General features: G+C 64.8%; 16 protein-coding genes. 8 read left to right on the top strand and 8 right to left on the bottom strand.

The window, feature by feature from the left end:
• Positions 1 to 27: 27 nt before the first annotated feature.
• The 3 genes from AC1DQK_RS00940 to eno all read right to left on the bottom strand — a co-directional run bounded on the left by AC1DQK_RS00940 (position 28) and on the right by eno (position 4,736).
• The gene (locus tag AC1DQK_RS00940; protein WP_477866434.1) at positions 28 to 1,692 is read right to left on the bottom strand and encodes an MFS transporter; all 1,665 of its coding nucleotides are present in this window, start codon (positions 1,690 to 1,692) and stop codon (positions 28 to 30) included.
• A 47-nt stretch (positions 1,693 to 1,739) separates the two neighbouring features.
• Complete coding sequence (purH, locus tag AC1DQK_RS00935) at positions 1,740 to 3,341, bottom strand: bifunctional phosphoribosylaminoimidazolecarboxamide formyltransferase/IMP cyclohydrolase (protein ID WP_477866432.1); 1,602 nt, start codon at positions 3,339 to 3,341, stop codon at positions 1,740 to 1,742.
• 111 nt (positions 3,342 to 3,452) lie between these two features.
• A complete protein-coding gene (eno, locus tag AC1DQK_RS00930; protein ID WP_477866430.1) occupies positions 3,453 to 4,736 on the bottom strand; it encodes a phosphopyruvate hydratase in 1,284 nt (427 codons plus the stop codon).
• Between the two features lie 139 nt (positions 4,737 to 4,875).
• Between eno and AC1DQK_RS00925 the strand changes: the two genes are divergently transcribed.
• From AC1DQK_RS00925 to AC1DQK_RS00905, 5 genes are all read left to right on the top strand, one after another.
• Positions 4,876 to 5,433: a hypothetical protein gene (locus AC1DQK_RS00925; protein ID WP_477866428.1), complete on the top strand. Its 558-nt coding sequence runs from the start codon at positions 4,876 to 4,878 to the stop codon at positions 5,431 to 5,433.
• A 7-nt stretch (positions 5,434 to 5,440) separates the two neighbouring features.
• The gene (locus tag AC1DQK_RS00920; protein WP_477866426.1) at positions 5,441 to 6,169 is read left to right on the top strand and encodes a DUF3618 domain-containing protein; all 729 of its coding nucleotides are present in this window, start codon (positions 5,441 to 5,443) and stop codon (positions 6,167 to 6,169) included.
• Positions 6,166 to 6,669 carry a hypothetical protein gene (locus AC1DQK_RS00915; protein WP_477866424.1) on the top strand — a complete coding sequence of 168 codons (504 nt, stop codon included), beginning with the start codon at positions 6,166 to 6,168 and terminating at the stop codon, positions 6,667 to 6,669. Before AC1DQK_RS00920 ends, AC1DQK_RS00915 begins: the two co-directional genes overlap by 4 nt.
• Positions 6,670 to 6,771: 102 nt before the next feature.
• Positions 6,772 to 7,368 carry an MlaC/ttg2D family ABC transporter substrate-binding protein gene (locus AC1DQK_RS00910; protein WP_477866422.1) on the top strand — a complete coding sequence of 199 codons (597 nt, stop codon included), beginning with the start codon at positions 6,772 to 6,774 and terminating at the stop codon, positions 7,366 to 7,368.
• 125 nt (positions 7,369 to 7,493) lie between these two features.
• Positions 7,494 to 7,709, top strand: a complete 216-nt coding sequence (locus AC1DQK_RS00905) for a DUF4170 domain-containing protein (protein ID WP_477866420.1) — start codon at positions 7,494 to 7,496, stop codon at positions 7,707 to 7,709.
• Positions 7,710 to 7,717: 8 nt separating this feature from the next.
• Here the strand turns inward: AC1DQK_RS00905 and AC1DQK_RS00900 are convergent, their stop codons facing one another.
• From AC1DQK_RS00900 to carA, 5 genes are all read right to left on the bottom strand, one after another.
• A complete protein-coding gene (locus AC1DQK_RS00900; RefSeq protein WP_477866418.1) occupies positions 7,718 to 8,344 on the bottom strand; it encodes a rhomboid family intramembrane serine protease in 627 nt (208 codons plus the stop codon).
• A 17-nt stretch (positions 8,345 to 8,361) separates the two neighbouring features.
• On the bottom strand, positions 8,362 to 8,838 hold the full coding sequence (greA, locus tag AC1DQK_RS00895; RefSeq protein WP_477866416.1) for a transcription elongation factor GreA: 477 nt from the start codon (positions 8,836 to 8,838) through the stop codon (positions 8,362 to 8,364).
• Positions 8,839 to 8,921: 83 nt separating this feature from the next.
• Positions 8,922 to 12,254 carry a carbamoyl-phosphate synthase large subunit gene (gene carB / locus AC1DQK_RS00890; RefSeq protein ID WP_477866414.1) on the bottom strand — a complete coding sequence of 1,111 codons (3,333 nt, stop codon included), beginning with the start codon at positions 12,252 to 12,254 and terminating at the stop codon, positions 8,922 to 8,924.
• On the bottom strand, positions 12,254 to 12,520 hold the full coding sequence (locus AC1DQK_RS00885) for a hypothetical protein (RefSeq protein ID WP_477866412.1): 267 nt from the start codon (positions 12,518 to 12,520) through the stop codon (positions 12,254 to 12,256). Before AC1DQK_RS00885 ends, carB begins: the two co-directional genes overlap by 1 nt.
• A 17-nt stretch (positions 12,521 to 12,537) precedes the next feature.
• Positions 12,538 to 13,707 carry a glutamine-hydrolyzing carbamoyl-phosphate synthase small subunit gene (gene carA, locus AC1DQK_RS00880; RefSeq protein WP_477866410.1) on the bottom strand — a complete coding sequence of 390 codons (1,170 nt, stop codon included), beginning with the start codon at positions 13,705 to 13,707 and terminating at the stop codon, positions 12,538 to 12,540.
• A gap of 141 nt (positions 13,708 to 13,848) precedes the next feature.
• Between carA and AC1DQK_RS00875 the strand changes: the two genes are divergently transcribed.
• The 3 genes from AC1DQK_RS00875 to dnaG all read left to right on the top strand — a co-directional run bounded on the left by AC1DQK_RS00875 (position 13,849) and on the right by dnaG (position 16,642).
• Entirely contained in the window at positions 13,849 to 14,301 is a 453-nt protein-coding gene (locus tag AC1DQK_RS00875) for a GatB/YqeY domain-containing protein (RefSeq protein WP_477866408.1), read from the top strand.
• A gap of 107 nt (positions 14,302 to 14,408) precedes the next feature.
• Positions 14,409 to 14,759, top strand: a complete 351-nt coding sequence (locus AC1DQK_RS00870) for a GIY-YIG nuclease family protein (protein WP_477866406.1) — start codon at positions 14,409 to 14,411, stop codon at positions 14,757 to 14,759.
• The gene (dnaG, locus tag AC1DQK_RS00865) at positions 14,756 to 16,642 is read left to right on the top strand and encodes a DNA primase (protein WP_477866404.1); all 1,887 of its coding nucleotides are present in this window, start codon (positions 14,756 to 14,758) and stop codon (positions 16,640 to 16,642) included. The genes AC1DQK_RS00870 and dnaG overlap by 4 nt, the downstream gene beginning before the upstream one ends.
• The last annotated feature ends 16 nt before the right edge of the window (positions 16,643 to 16,658 follow it).

Below are 16,658 nucleotides of genomic sequence, written 5' to 3'. Positions count from 1 at the left end.
GCCTGAAACTACGCCGAGTGTCTAGGGCTAGCTGCCCTGAGGTGGGAGCGGCAGCAATATGCCCCGGTCAGGCACATCCTCGCTCCAGCGAACCGAGCCATAAGGCCGCTCCAGCATCCGGCGGATGGTCACCTCTCCCCCCTCGTGGAAGGCAAGGGCGCGGTCCCAGAGGGCGACATCCGCGGCGGTAAGGCGGCTGCGTTGACGCAGATAATCATGCCAGGTCGGGATGTGATAGCGCTCGATCCACAGTTCCGGATCGCCGACGTCCCGCGACAGCGACCATGCATAGGCACCGGTGCGATGCCGGATCGGCTCCATGTCGAGCATCGCCGTATAGAATGCGCGCGCGCGATCGGCGCGAACTCGGTATTCGATGGTCAATATGACCGGCCCGCTGCGGCCGCTGACCTCCAATTGGACGTCCGGCTCGCTCGGAACGAGATCGGGATCGCGCTGCTCCTCGATTTCCGGCATCCGCAGCACCAGCCCCACGGTAGCCGAAAGGATCATCGTGCTACCGGACAACATCATCGCAAAACCGGTACCATGATCGGCTGCGACATGGCCCCAGACCCAGCCACCGATCGAGAGGCCGGCGCAGATGGCAGTGCTAAAGGCCGCGAGCGCTCTCGCGGTAACCCAGCGCGGCGACGACACCTGAATGCTGATGTTGCTGATCGCCATCAGGATCATCCACCCGGCCCCGGCGCCGAGCAGCAGCAGGCCAGTCATCAGGCGATCGCGGCTGAGCCCGATTCCAAACATGCACAGCCCGACGAGAACGAGGCAGGCCGCGGCGGTCTGTTCCTCGCTCAGCCGATCCTTGACCCGCGCCATCACCAGCGCGCCCAGCACCGCGCCGATACCGAAGCAGCCGAGCAATATCCCGTATAACGATGCGCCGCCGCGGAGCAGTTCGCGGCTGACGAGCGGCATCAGGGCGGAGATCGACGCACCGATCATGCCGACCATCAAGGTCCGCAGAAACACCGTCCGGATCGGCGGAGAATGGATCGCGAACCGCACGCCGGAAATGATGGCGCGTCCCAGCGCTTCGGGTGGCAGCCGCGATGTTTCCGGCGGCCGCCGCCACAAAAACATCACGATGATCATGGGAAGATAGGCAAGCGCGTTGAACACGAAAGCCGCCAGGACCCCGGCGATCGCCACCAGCAGCCCGCCAATGGCCGGACCGAAGCTGCGCGCGATATTATAGCTGATCGAGTTGAGCGTGATAGCCTGGGGAAGCGCACTAGGCGGCACCTGCTCGCCGACGGAAGCCTGCCACGCCGGCGACAGCAGAGCCGTGCCCGTGCCGACGATGAAGCAGAACAGCAGCAGCAAGCCCGGCGTGAGAAGTCCCAGGACGGTCACCAGGCTTAGACCGATCGCACCGAGAAAGGCGATGCCGAGCGCGACCAGCGCGATCTTGCGGCGATCATAGCTGTCTGCGATCGCCCCCGAGGGAAGAGAGATCAGCATCAACGGAGCGAAGGTGGCCGACTGTACCAGCGCAACCATATCCGCCCGTCCCGTCAGCTGCGTCATCGCCCAGGCGGCGCCTACGCCTTGGATCAGCGTGCCGAAGTTTGAAAACAGGCTGGCGGTCCAGATCCGGCGGAACAGCGGCTCACGCAGCGGCCCGAACGTCCCTTGGCGCTGGTTCGCTTCGCTATAGTCCTCGGCCATGTCCAACGCTCCCTGCCCTCTCCTAAAGGCAGGCGGCGTCGCCCGGGTCAATGCCGGAAGTGGCGCATCCCGGTGAAGACCATTGCCAGCCCAGCCTCGTCCGCGGCGGCGATCACCTCGGCATCACGGATCGACCCGCCGGGCTGGATGACGGCCGTGGCGCCCGCGTCCACTGCCGCCAGCAAGCCGTCCGCGAAAGGGAAGAATGCGTCGGAGGCGACCGCAGAGCCAATGGTCCGCGGTTCGCGCCATCCCGCCTTGTCGGCGGCGTCCTTCGCCTTCCAGGCGGCAATGCGGGCGGATTCGAGGCGGTTCATCTGGCCGGCTCCCACGCCTGCGGTCGAGCCGTCCTTGGCGTAGACGATGGCGTTGGACTTTACATGCTTGGCGACCGTCCAGGCGAACAGGCAATCCTTGAGCTCCTGCGCGCTGGGTTCCCGCTTCGTAACGACCTTGAGATCCGCTTCGGCGATCCGGCCATTGTCGCGCGACTGGAACAACATACCGCCAGCGATGGTCTTCATCGCAAGCCCAGGGCGCGCGGGATCGGGAAGCTCGCCGGTCAGCAACAGCCGGAGATTCTTCTTCTTGGCGAACACCGCCCTGGCGTCCTGATCGGCGTCGGGTGCTGCGACCACCTCGGTAAAGATGCCGCTGATCGCTTCGGCAGTCTTGCCGTCCAGCGGCCGGTTGACCGCGATGATGCCGCCGAAGGCCGACACGCTGTCGCAAGCCAGCGCAGCCTCATAGGCTTCGATGAGCGTCTCGCCGGTGGCAACGCCGCACGGGTTGGCGTGCTTGACGATCACCACCGTTGGCGGTCCGTCGCGAAACTCGCTCACCAGCTCGAGCGCGGCGTCGGCATCGTTGTAGTTATTGTAGCTGAGCGCCTTGCCCTGGACCTGGGTTGCCTGGGCGATGCCGCGCGCGCCCGGGCCGACCGGAACATAGAGCGCGGCCTGCTGGTGCGGGTTCTCGCCGTAACGCAGCTCTTCCGCCTTGCGGACTGGCACCGACAGCGTGTCGGGGAAGAACTGGCCCTGATCGGCATGCGCGAACCAGGAGGAGATCATGGCGTCATAGGTCGCAGTCGCGGCGAAGGCCTTGGCAGCGAAACGCTTGCGCATGTCGAAGCTGACCGTGCCGCCGCTCGCAATGATTTCCGCATAGTCGGCGGGATCGGTCGCGATCGTGACATAGGCATGGTTCTTGGCCGCAGAGCGCACCATGGACGGGCCGCCTATGTCGATATTCTCGATGATCTCGTCGCGCCCGGCGCCCTTGGCCACCGTCTGCGCGAAGGGATAGAGGTTGACCACCACCAGGTCGATCGCGCCGATGCCGTGCTCGGCCATCGCACGGGCGTGCTCGGGATCGTCGCGCACGCTGAGCAGTCCGCCATGAACCATCGGATGAAGGGTCTTGACGCGGCCATCCATCATCTCGGGAAAACCGGTGATGTCGGACACGTCCTTCACCTCCAGGCCGGCGTCCCGCAGCGCCTTGGCGGTGCCGCCGGTCGAAACGAGTTCGACCCCCCACCCGGCCAGAGCCCGGCCCAGTTCGACGAGCCCGCTCTTGTCGGACACCGACAGCAGCGCGCGCTTCAAGGTGACGATGTCGGGAGCGGCTGTGGTGGGGGTTTTCATGCGAAGATCCTGGTTGGGATGTTTGATATCGTCATCCCAGCGAAAGCTGGGATCTCACTCCATCTGTAGCGAGAAAGAGAGATTTCAGCTTTCGCTGGAATGACGTCGAAATCAGCGCAGCGCCTTGATCGCCCCGCGGCCGGCATAGGTCGCGATGGTGCCGAGTTCTTCCTCGATGCGGATGAGCTGGTTGTACTTGGCAAGCCGATCGGAGCGCGCCAGGCTGCCGGTCTTGATCTGTCCGCAGTTGGTGGCCACGGCGAGGTCGGCGATCGTCGAATCCTCGGTCTCGCCGGAGCGGTGCGACATCACTGCGGTATAGCCCGCGCGCTGCGCCATGTTGACCGCCTCGAGCGTCTCGGTCAGCGTGCCGATCTGGTTGACCTTGACGAGCAGCGAGTTGGCCAGGCCATCCTTGATCCCCTGCGCGAGCCGTTTGGGGTTTGTGACGAACAGGTCGTCGCCGACCAGCTGGCATTTGTGGCCGATCTTGTCGGTCAGGATCTTCCAGCCTTCGAAATCATCTTCGCCCATGCCATCCTCGATCGACACGATCGGATAACGCGCGGCGAGATCGGCGAGATAGTCGGCCATTTCGGCCGGGGAGCGCTTCACGCCCTCGCCGTGGAAATCGTAGACGCCGTTCTTGAAGAACTCGGTTGCTGCGCAATCGAGCGCCAGCACGACATCGTCCCCGGGCCGATAGCCCGCCTTCTCGATCGACTGCATGATGAAGTCGAGCGCATCGGGTGCCGAGGCGAGATTGGGCGCGAAGCCGCCCTCGTCTCCGACCGCGGTCGCCAGGCCCTTGTCGTGCAGCGCCTTCTTCAGGGTGTGGAAGATTTCCGAACCGCAGCGAACCGCATCGAACAGCGTCGGCGCACCGACCGGCATGATCATGAATTCCTGGAAATCGATCGGATTGTCGGCATGCGCGCCACCGTTGATGATGTTCATCATCGGTACCGGCAGCACCGACGCCGAAACCCCGCCGACATAGCGGTAGAGCGGTAGCGCGCGTGCTTCGGCAGCCGCACGGGCCACCGCGAGGCTCGCGCCCAGGATGGCATTGGCGCCGAGTCGGCTCTTGTTGGGAGTGCCGTCGAGTTCGATCATCCGGGCATCGATTTCGCCCTGGTCCTCGGCTTCCATGCCGATGATGGCGTCGGCGATATCGTCGTTGACGGCATCGACCGCAGTTTCGACGCCCTTGCCGAGCCACTTCTTCTTGTCGCCATCGCGCTTCTCCACCGCCTCATAGGCGCCGGTCGAAGCGCCGGATGGTACCGCTGCACGGCCGAAACTGCCATCCTCCAGGGTCACGTCGACTTCGACGGTGGGATTACCCCGGCTATCGATGATCTGGCGGGCATGGACGTCGACGATGGCGGTCATGTGCGCGAATACCTTTGCTGGTGGACGGTAGGTTGCGCGCGCTCTATCCGCGCGGCTTGAGATAGGCAAATATGAAGTCGTTTCGGATCTGGAAAAGGAACGCTATTCTCCCCACGTGGTTGATGGACTGACTTCCCAAATGGAGACGATCGACATGGCGACCGACAATCTGAACGAGGGCAGCGGCAGCGCTGCCGAAAGCCCGTTCGAAAGCGCCCGCAAGGCGTTCGGCGACACCGCATCGAGCTTCACCGAGCAGGCCGCTTCCCGGGCGCGGGACTATGCCGGCCAAGGCAAGGACCGTGCAGTCGAGGCGCTCGACAATGTAGCGAGCCTCGTCGGCGACGCGGCGAACCAGGTCAGCGGCAAGCTCGGCGATCAATATGGCGGATATGTCCAGCAGGCTGCCGATGCGGTCAGTGGCCTCGCCAACACGCTGCGCGACAAGGATGCCGACGAACTGATCGACGATGCCCGCAACGCTGTCCGCAGCTCGCCTGCCATCGCGATCGCCGCGGCGGCGGCGGTCGGTTTCCTGGCGGCCAGGGTGGTGAAGTCGGGCTTTACGCCCAAGGCCGCGAAGGCAGCGCCCGAAGATGCTGCTGTCGCGCCGCGCAAGAACGCGCCGGAGACGGTCCACACGGGTGATCCCGTGTCAACGCCGGGCGCGCCGGACTTCATACCGCCGATCAGCTGATCCTTTGTTGCCGGGGCCAGAGCAGGAACAGGAAACGATCGGCGCGCTGCTCGCGCGGCTGTTCGACGACGCGCGCACGGTTGCCAAGGCCGAGCTCACCTTGTTCCGGACCGATTTCTATAGGCGCATCGGCCGCGCGCGCACTGGCGCGCTGCTGTGCCTGATCGGCGCGATCATGGGCCAGGCGGCGGCCGTGACCTTCCTTGTCACCCTGTCCTTCGTGCTGACGCCCTGGATCGGGCGCCTCGGGGGGGCAGCGGTGTCGGTGGCGCTGGGTGTCGGCCTCGCCGTCTTCCTGGTCCGTGCCGGCGTGAAGAAGTTGATGCTCGTCGTCGAGGATATCGACGACGAGCAGAATGACGACGGCAAGGGGGTAAGCCGGCTCGAAGAGCTCTTCGCCAGCATGCGGGAACGCTCGCACCTGGCGCGCGCCGAACTGGCGGAAACCGTGGGAGCAGCCCAGGCGCGACTGCATCCGCAGGCTCTGCTCGCCGATCTCGCCGACGAGGTGGTGGATCGGGCGCAGGCTTTGACTCACGCTGCGCTCGCCGCCGTCCGCCGTCGGCCCGCAAGGGCAACCGCTGTGGCCGTCACCATCTTGCTGCTGGTGGTGCGCCCGCCCATCTATCGGTTCGTGACCGGGCTTGGCCGTGCAACCCGGCGAAGCGCGGCGAGTTTGAAACGCCAACAAGCTGCGCGATCGTCCCGATCGCAAGACGAGGAGACAGGCTCATGAAGACGCCAGGCAAGGGTGAGCAGGGCAAGACCGGCCGGGGCAAGGCTGCCTCCGGCACGGAAAGCCGGAATAATCGGGCCAGGCCGGCAGCGAAAGGCGCAGCCGGCATCAAGGCGCGCGCCACCCGCGTTACGGCGGTTGCGGGCGAGAAGCTCAAAGGCAGCAGCGCCGCCGCACGCGCGGCGAGCCGGAAGGCCGTCGAGGGCGTCGACGCCTTTCCGGTGGCAGCGCTGGTGGGAGGCGTGGCGCTAGGCGCGGTGATCGGAGCGCTGCTGCCGCGCACGCGCCAGGAAGAGCAGTTGCTCGGATCAATCGGTGGCTCGATCAACGACAAGGCCAAGGGCGCGGTCACCGCGGCTCGGGAGGCCGGACAGGCGAAGCTGGACGAGCTCGGCATCAGCAGCAATTCGGCCGGCAAGACCGTCGGCAAGCTGATCGACTCGATCGCTCAGGTCGCGGAAACCGCCGGCAGCGCGGCCGTCGACGCCGTTCGCCGCTGATCGCTTCGGAACGGCCACGGTTCAATCAGGGTTCATGGCGCCGCTTCTAGGGCGGTCCCCAACGGCGCGCCTATGGCGAGCCCATGCAGAAGAAGGCACATAATGAAGACCATTTGGTATATTGCCGGCGCGGCGCTGATGTCCGGCACGATGATGACGGCCCCGATCGCGCCCGCACGGGCGGCCGTGGTCGCCAACCAGGACGCCGGCACGTTCATATCGTCGCTCGGCACCGAAGCTTTCGCAGTGCTCAAGACCGGGAACAAGACCGCCGTGCGCGCCAAGTTCCGCGATCTTCTGTCACAGCATTTCGCCATCGATGCGATTGGTGAGCGTCTCATCCGTCGCTGGTCCAGCCAGATCACGCCGGCCCAGAAGGCATCCTATAAGCAGGCAATCCCGACCTTCATCATCGGCACTTATTCCGATAATCTGTACGACTATGCCAATGCGTCGATGAAGGTGATCCGCACGGCGCCGGCAGGAAGCGGCTTCAACGTCACCACGCAGGTCCAGAAGCCCGGTGCCCAGCCGATTACTGCCGTATGGTCGGTCGCCAACGTCGGCGGCGCGTTCAAGGTTACCAACCTGACCGTCGCCAATATCAACCTGGCGGTAACCCAGGGGCAGGATTTCGACGCGATCATCCAACGCAAAGGCATCGATGGCCTGATCGCCATGATGAAGGCGCGCGGCTGACCTCCGCTGGGTGACGGCAAGCTCGCGGCGCGCCGTCACCTTGCATAACGACCTTTCAATTGCGGCTGTTTTTCGACAGGAGGTGGCGATGGCTTCGCCCCTGTGGCGATCAACGGAGTATCGGCATGAGCAAGATCCACCTGGTTTTCGGCGGGCGCGTCAAGGATCCGCGGGGCCTCGATTTCGAAGACCTGTCCAAGATCGACGTCGTCGGCTTCTTCGAGGACTATAAGAGCGCCGAGAAGGCCTGGCGCGGCGCCGCTCAGCGCACGGTGGATGACGCCGAGATGAAATATGTTGTGGTCCACCTCCACAAGCTGCTGGAGCCAGACCTGGCGTAGCTCTCACTTCAGGCTGGGCGCCGTTCCATTGCCAGCAGCGGCCGGATCAACGCCAGGCCTGCGATAAATCCGCCGACATGCGCGGCCGTCGCGATCGCCATGCCCATGATCCCCAATGCCATCCCCATCAGGAACTGCACGCCGACCCAGGCCACCGCCAGCCAGAGGATGTTGACGGCAAGCCCGATCCGCGGATGGGCCGCAAAGCCGCGCGGTCGGCCATAGAGCAGCGCATAGGCGCCGAACACCGCCGAAACGGCGCCACTCGCCCCGATCATCGGTGCCATGTCATAAGGGCCAACGAGATATTGCGCGCCCGCCGCCGCATAAGCGCCCACGACATATAGGATGGCGAGTCCGAGCGGCCCGATGACCGCCTCCACCATCCGCCCGCAGAAGACGAACATCAGCAGGTTGAAGCCGATATGGAACAGCCCGCCATGCAGCAAGGTGGCGGTCAGCGGGGTGATCCAGACTGGAAGCGCACCGGGCAGTTCGAAGCCGCTCACCCGCGCGGGCACGAAACCGCCGAGCAAATCGGCGCTGTCAGCCCAACCGGACAGCATCAGCAACACATAGCTCGCCACCGTCGCGGCAGCGATCAAGCCGGTGGCGCGTGTCGGCGGCAATCGCATCGCTGCCGCCGTTCGGTTCAGATGAACTCGATCTTCGACACGACGTAGAAACGGTCACCCGACGGCACCGTCACCTCGACCTCGTCATCCACGCGCTTACCGATGAGGGCGCGGCCGAGCGGCGAATTATAGGAGATCTTGCCCGATTTGGCGTCCGCCTCGGTCTGTCCGACAATCTGGTAGCGGACCGGCTTCTCGTCGTCGTCGAGCAGGGTGACGGTCGCGCCGAACACGATCTTGTCACCCGACAGATCGCGCGGATCGATCACCTGGGCACGGCTCAGCCGGTCCTCGATGTCCGCGATCGACGCTTCGATCTGGCCCTGGCGTTCCTTGGCCGCGTGATATTCGGCATTTTCCGACAGATCGCCGTGCGCACGAGCTTCCTCGATCGCATCGATGATCGTCGGCCGTTCGGCCTTGAGGCGCGCGAGCTCTTCGGTGAGCATCTTCTGCCCCTCCGCCAGCATCGGCATCTTCTCAACGCTCGCCATCGTCCTCAAACCCCTTCGTCAAAAGCCGCAATCCCCGGCCGGCCCCATTCGGGCCGCCCGCACCGTCTCCTGCAATGTGGGGATCAGGCGTGCGATGCTGAATAATAGGATTGAAGCGCGCGTACTTCAAGCTTGCGCTCCCTGAGCGCCTCTATCGCCTGCGCCGCAGCGACGCTGGCCGCCGCGGTGGTGAAATAGGGAACCCGCCCATAGAGTGCCGACGTGCGGATCGCCTTGGAATCGAGCAGCGACTGCCAACCTTCGGTCGTGTTGAAGATCAGGTCGACATCGCCGTCGACGATCCGGTCGACGATGTTGGGTCTGCCCTCGCGCTTTTTCAGGACCGTTTCGACCTCCAGCCCCTGCGCGCGCAGATAGGCGGCGGTGCCGCTGGTCGCGAGGATCGTGAAGTCCATCGCGATCAATTTCTGAACCGCCGGCAAGATCGGGCCCTTGTCACTCTCCTTTACCGAGACGAAGGCCGTGCCGCCGAGCGGAAGCTTGGTGCCTGCTCCCAACTGCGCCTTGGCGAAGGCGGTGGCGAAATCGCTGTCGATGCCCATCACCTCGCCCGTCGATTTCATCTCGGGGCTCAGCACCGGATCGACGCCGGGGAAGCGCGCGAACGGAAAGACCGCTTCCTTCACCGCGATATGGGCGATGTCGAGGCTGATCTTCGGCAGGTCCTTCAGCTTCTCGCCGGCCATCACCCGCGCCGCAAACTTGGCGATCGGCTCGCCGATTGCCTTGGCGACGAAGGGCACGGTGCGGCTCGCCCGCGGGTTCACCTCTATCAGGTAGACCGCACCATCCTTCACCGCGAACTGCACGTTCATCAGCCCGCGCACCGACAGCGCCCGCGCCAGTGCATCGGTCTGCTTCTCGATCTCGTCGACGATGTCGCGCGACAGGCTGTAGGGCGGCAGCGAGCAGGCGCTGTCACCCGAATGCACGCCGGCTTCCTCGATATGCTGGAGAACGCCGGCGACCACGACATCGTCACCGTCGCAGATCGCATCGACGTCCACCTCGATCGCATCACGCAGATACTGATCGATCAAAACTGGCGAATCACCAGATACTTGCACCGCAGTGTTAATATATTGATCGAGCTGCACCGGATCCTCGACGATCTCCATGGCGCGGCCACCCAGCACATAGGACGGGCGCATCAGCACGGGATAGCCGACCCGCTCGGCGACGGCGAGCGCCTCCTCGCGGCTGCGGGCAAGACCATTGCGCGGCTGCTTCAGCCCCAGCTTGCCAACCAGATCAGCGAAGCGCTCGCGATCCTCGGCGAGGTCGATCGCGTCGGGCGAGGTGCCGAGGATCGGGATGCCCGCATCCTCGAGTTCCTGTGCGAGCTTGAGCGGAGTTTGGCCGCCGAACTGGACGATCACGCCCTTCAGCGTCCCGTTCGACTGCTCGACATGCAGGATCTCCAGCACGTCCTCGGCGGTCAACGGTTCGAAATAGAGCCGGTCGGACGTGTCGTAATCGGTCGAGACGGTCTCGGGATTGCAGTTGACCATGATCGTCTCATAACCTGCATCGGCCAGCGCGAAGCAGGCGTGGCAGCAGCAATAATCGAACTCGATGCCCTGCCCGATCCGGTTGGGACCGCCGCCGAGAATGACGATCTTCTCACGGTTCGTCGGCATGCTCTCGCACTCGGGCGTGCCGAAGCTCGGCGCCTCATAGGTCGAGTACATATAGGGCGTCTTCGCCTCGAACTCGGCCGCGCAGGTATCGATCCGCTTGAACACCGGGCGCACGCCGAGCCGGTGGCGCAGCGCGCGCACCTCCTTTTCGGTGATGCCGCCGGTCAACGCCTTCGCCGCATCGTGGACTATGCCCGATCCGCGCGCCTGCTCGCGCGCCATGCCCGCGAGATTGGCCGATTGCAGCGCCAGCCAGGCGAGCCGCTTGTCCGAGAAGCCCATCGCCTTGAGACGGCGCATCCCGGCGGCATCCCGCGGCAATCCATCGCGGCAGACACGCTCTTCGGCAGCGACGATCTCGGCGAGCCGTTCGAGAAACCAGGGATCGAACCTGGAGATGCGGTGGATCTCCTCGACGGTCATCCCCTCGCGCAGGGCCTGGGCCGCGACGAGGAAGCGATCGGGCGTCGGCCGGGCGAGCTCCTCCTCGATCGCCGACCTGGACGCACCGCACAGGCTTTCGACGATGTTGAAGCCGGCAAGGCCCGTTTCCAGGCCGCGCAGCGCCTTCTGCATCGATTCGTGGATGTTGCGGCCGATCGCCATCGTCTCGCCGACCGATTTCATCGCCGTCGACAGCAGCGGCTCGGCCCCCTTGAACTTCTCGAAGGCGAAGCGCGGGATCTTGGTGACGACATAATCGATCGTCGGCTCGAACGAGGCCGGGGTCGCCCCGGTGATGTCGTTCATGATCTCGTCGAGCGTATAGCCCACGGCAAGCTTGGCGGCGACCTTGGCGATCGGGAAGCCCGTCGCCTTGGAGGCCAGCGCCGAGGAGCGCGACACGCGCGGGTTCATCTCGATCACGACGAGCCGCCCGTCCACCGGGTTCACCGCGAACTGGACGTTCGATCCGCCGGTTTCGACGCCGATCTCGCGCAGCACCGCGATGCTCGCGTTGCGCATGATCTGATATTCCTTGTCGGTCAGCGTCAGCGCTGGGGCGACGGTGATGGAATCGCCGGTATGAACGCCCATCGGGTCGATATTCTCGATCGAACAGATGATGATGCAGTTGTCGTTGCGATCCCGCACGACCTCCATCTCATATTCCTTCCACCCGAGCACCGATTCCTCGATCAGGACTTCGGTGGTCGGCGAGGCATCGAGCCCGCCGGTCACGATCTTGAGGAATTCGTCCTTGTTATAGGCGATGCCGCCGCCGGTGCCGCCCATGGTGAAGCTGGGCCGGATGATCGCCGGCAACCCGACATTGTCGAGTGCGCGCAGCGCCTCGTCGAGCGTGTGGGCGACGTCCGAGCGCGGGCTTTCGAGGCCGATCTTGTCCATCGCCTGACGGAACTTCATCCGATCCTCGGCCTTGTCGATCGCCTCGGCATCGGCGCCGATCATCTGGCAGCCATATTTCTCGAGCGTGCCGTCGTTGAACAGCGCGAGCGCGGTGTTGAGCGCGGTCTGGCCGCCCATCGTCGGCAGGACCGCGTCGGGCCGCTCCTTCTCGATGATCTTGGCGACGATCTCCGGCGTGATCGGCTCGACATAAGTGGCGTCGGCCATGTCCGGATCGGTCATGATCGTCGCAGGATTCGAATTGACGAGGATGATGCGATAGCCCTCCTCGCGCAGCGCCTTGCAGGCCTGCGTTCCCGAATAATCGAACTCGCACGCCTGCCCGATCACGATGGGGCCCGCGCCGATGATCAGAATGGAGGATATGTCGGTGCGTTTTGGCATTATCGGGCTTTCGAACGAGGCGCTTTGTCGGGGAAGATGATCCGCGTACCGGGATGGTCCTGCACGATCCTGGTCAGCAGGCAGCCGGTCGTCTTGCGGCGAGCAACCTTTCGCGACTTGAACTTTATATTACCTGTTTTCAATAACTTGTAGGACAATCTATCCACGGCGCAGAGATCGGCCATGGTGTCAAGCTCGCCCTGGGTGATGCGGCTCGCGCTACGCTCAACCGCTCCCGCCGGCATGGCGATGCCGACCAGCGCCACTGCTGCAAGCCACGCCTTCACCTGAGCTGGCTCACGAACTGCTCGAACAGATAGTGGCTGTCCTGGGGCCCAGGGCTGGCCTCGGGGTGGTACTGCACGCTGAACGCCGGCTTGTCGGTGAGCCGAAGCCCCGCCAGCGAACCGTCGAACAGCGACACATGGGTCGCCTCGGCATTGGCCGGCAGCGTCTCCGCGTCGACCGCGAAGCCGTGGTTCATCGATGTGATCTCGACCTTGCCGTCCTGGGCGCGCTTGACGGGATGGTTCGCGCCGCGGTGGCCCTGGTGCATCTTGAAGGTCTTCGCGCCCACCGCCAGGCCCAGCATCTGGTGGCCCAGGCAGATGCCGAAGATCGGCTTGCCGATCTCGAGCAGCTGGCGGATCACCGGCACCGCATATTCGCCGGTGGCGGCCGGATCGCCCGGCCCGTTGGACAGGAACACGCCGTCCGGTTCGTGCGCCATCACCTCCTCGAAGGTCGCGGTGGCGGGCACGACGGTGACACGGGCGCCGGCGGCGACGAGATTGCGCAGGATGTTGCGCTTCAGGCCGAAATCTATCGCGACGACATGGGGAGCATCGGGCTGTGCGGCGTCGACGTCATAGCCCTCGCCCAACGCCCACAATCCGTCAGACCATTTGTAGCTCTGGGTGGATGAGACCTGTTTCGCGAGATCCATGCCTTCGAGGCCCGGCCAATCGCGGGCCTTCTTCTGCAGGGCGGCGATGTCGAACCTGCCGCTCGGGCTGTGCGCGATGACGCCGTTCGGCGCGCCGCCGATCCGGATCGCCCGGGTCAATGCGCGGGTGTCGACCCCCGACAGGCCGATCCGGCCATTGGCTTTCAACCATGCGTCGAGATGCTGGGTCGAGCGGAAATTGGCGGGGTCGGTGACATCCTCACGCACCACCATGCCCAGCGCATGCGGGTTGATCGCCTCGATATCCTCGACGTTGGTGCCGACATTGCCGATATGCGGGAAGGTGAAGGTGATGATCTGCCCGGCATAGGAGGGATCGGTCATCACCTCCTGATATCCGGTCATCGCGGTATTGAAGCAGACCTCGCCAACCGCGTCGCCGGTTGCGCCGAATCCCCTGCCCCAGATTAAAGTGCCGTCTCCCAACACCAAAACGCCCGTTGCGCCCTCGGGGGGTGTCAGACGCGCGTGATCGGTTTCGGCCACGATCGGGCTCTCCTCTTGGCAACAGGGTGCGGGGCAAACGGCGGCGTAACTAGGCACCGGTCCCGGCAGGGTCAATTCTATTAAAATAAGAATCTCTGTGCTAGCACTCCGCCTTTCCGATCCAGCTGCGACAGGCCCCCCATGATTCGAGACGATATCAAGACGGCGCTCGTCGTCGCAATGAAGGCGCGCGACGCCTCGACGACCGCGGCGATCCGGCTGATCCAGTCGTCGATCAAGAACCGCGACATCGAGCTGCGCACCGCCGCCAGCCAGCCCGACGACGATCTGCTGATCACCGAAGTGCTGCAGAAGATGATCAAGCAGCGCCGCGAATCGATCGACATGTACGAGAAGGGCAACCGCCCCGAACTGGCCGCCGCCGAAGCCGCCGAGGTCGCGGTGATCGAACGCTTCCTGCCGCAGCAGATGAGCGAAGCGGAAGCGACGGCCGCCGTCGACGCGATCGCCACCGAGCTGGGGGCGGCGTCGGTCAAGGACATGGGCCGGGTAATGGCGGCGCTGAAGGAACGCCACGCCGGCCAGATGGACATGGCGAAGGCCAGCGGCCTGGTGAAGGCGCGACTGGCTTAAAAGCTCCCTCCCTGCCAAGGGAGGACAGCCTCCATCCGTTCGTCCCGAGCGAAGTCGAGGGACGTTGTCGGCTCGACAGGCCCGTAGCGCTGTAGCAGATTCACCCGATGGCGTTCTGGGTCTACATCCTGCAATGTGACGATGGCCGCTTTTATACCGGCCATACGGATGATCTGGATAGACGAGTGGCGGAGCATCAGGCAGGCGGATTCTGCGGGTTTACGAGCAGGCGGCGCCCGGTTCGATTGATGTGGTTTGAGAATTTCCAGACGCGGATAGAGGCGCTGGAGGCGGAGCGGCGTATCAAGCCGTGGTCGCGAGCCAAAAAGGACGCGTTGATTCGGGGCGATTGGGCATCTGTCTCCCACTTCGCGCGTCCCCCTCGCGAACGTCCCTCGACTTCGCTCGGGACGAACGGGCTTCAGGATGTCCCCGTTGGCGGGAAGGAGGAGCGTTGAGCCTCTCCCCGCAATTCCTTGACGAACTACGCCAGCGCACCACGCTCTCGACGCTGATTGGCCGGTCGGTGAAGCTCGTGAAGGCCGGTCGCGAGTTCAAGGCCTGCTGCCCGTTTCATAACGAGAAGTCGCCCAGCTTCTACGTCAACGACGACAAGGGCTTCTACCACTGCTTCGGCTGCAGCGCGCATGGCGACGCGATCCGCTTCCTGACCGAGGCAAAGGGCCTGCCGTTCATGGATGCAGTCAAGGAGCTCGCCCAGGCAGCGGGAATGGAGGTTCCTGCCCCCGATCCCCGCGCAGCCGAGCGCAACGACCATCATGCCGGGCTGCATGAAGTGATGGCCGGTGCCGCTACGTGGTTCGAGGAACAGCTTGCCGGCGTGGAGGGTGCGGAAGCGCGTGCCTATCTGAAGCGGCGCGGCATCGATGATCGGCTGGCGAAGGCCTTCCATATCGGCTTTGCGCCCGATTCGCGCGGCAAGCTCAAGAGCGCTCTCAAAGCGTTCGGCGAGAGCAAACTGATCGAGACCGGCCTGCTGATCCTGGTCGAGGAGAAGGAGCCCTATGACCGGTTCCGCGGCCGGTTGATGATCCCGATCCGCGATCAGCGCGGCCGGGTGATCGCGTTCGGCGGCCGCATCCTCGACAGCGGCGAGCCGAAATATCTGAACTCTCCCGACACACCGCTGTTCGATAAGGGCCGTACCCTGTTCAACATCGATCACGCTGGCCCGGCCTCCCGCAAGGCGGGACGGATCGTCGCAGTCGAGGGCTATATGGACGTGATCGCGCTCGCCAGGGCCGGCATCGAGGAAGCGGTCGCCCCGCTCGGAACCGCGTTGACCGAGATGCAGCTCGAACGGCTCTGGCGGATGGCGGAGGTGCCGATCCTGTGCTTCRACGGCGACAAGGCCGGGCAGAAGGCGGCGATCCGCGCCGCCCAGCGCGCGCTGCCGATGATCGCGCCAGGCCGCACGCTGCGCTTCGCATTGCTGCCGGGCGGACAGGATCCCGACGATCTGGTCAAGACCGGCGGCGCTTCCGCGGTCGAGGCGGTGTTCGGCCAGGCGATCAGCCTCGACGAGCTGCTGTGGCGCAGCGAATATGAAGCGCAGCCGCTCGACACGCCCGAGGCGCGGGCGGGCCTGCGCAAAAGGCTGGGCGAACTGGCCGGCACGATCCAGGACCGCGATGTCCGCGAACAATATCAGGGCGAGTTCCGCCGTCGCTTCGACGACCTGTTCGCCGCCCCGCCGCGTCGTCCGTTCGAGCGTCAGTTTCAGCCCCGCGGTGGCGGTGCGGGTGGCGGTGCCGCTGGCCGCCGTCCCGGCAAGCCCTGGAAGCCCGAATCACTGCCGCCGTCGCGCGCCGCCCATGCCGTCAACCTGTCGGGCATCGACCGGATGCTCGTCCGCGCGATCCTGTCCGGCTTGTTGCGCTATCCCGCGCTGTTCGCCACCGATATCGAGGCGATCGGCCGGCTCGAGTTGGGCGATGAGCGGCTGGAGCGCCTCCGTTCCGCCGCTTTCGAGGCCAGCCTCGCCGGAGCCGCGCTTGAAAAGGACAGTCTTGAAACCATATTGCGTGAGGCGGGGTTTGGGGTCGTGATCGAGGAGCTCAAGGCAACGAACGCTCTTGCCTTTTCCTTCTTGCGCGGCAATGCCGATCCTGACCGTGCTGTGCGCGATCTTTCGGCGGCAATCGAGGCCCTGGCGGCGCGTCCCATGCTGGATGCGGCGCTGCGGGAGGCGACCGAGAGATTGGGTATGGCAACCGACGAGGCGGGACTGGACGAGCAGCACAGACTGCTTATGGCCCGTGACGCGGCGGATCGCGCGCTCACCGATCTCGCCCAGGGCGGGGACGGCGAGGGCGCTTAAACTTGTTTGGGCCGGG

This window comes from Rhizorhabdus sp. P4_G5, assembly GCF_056401065.1.
This window is presented reverse-complemented; position numbering and strand designations above follow the sequence as displayed.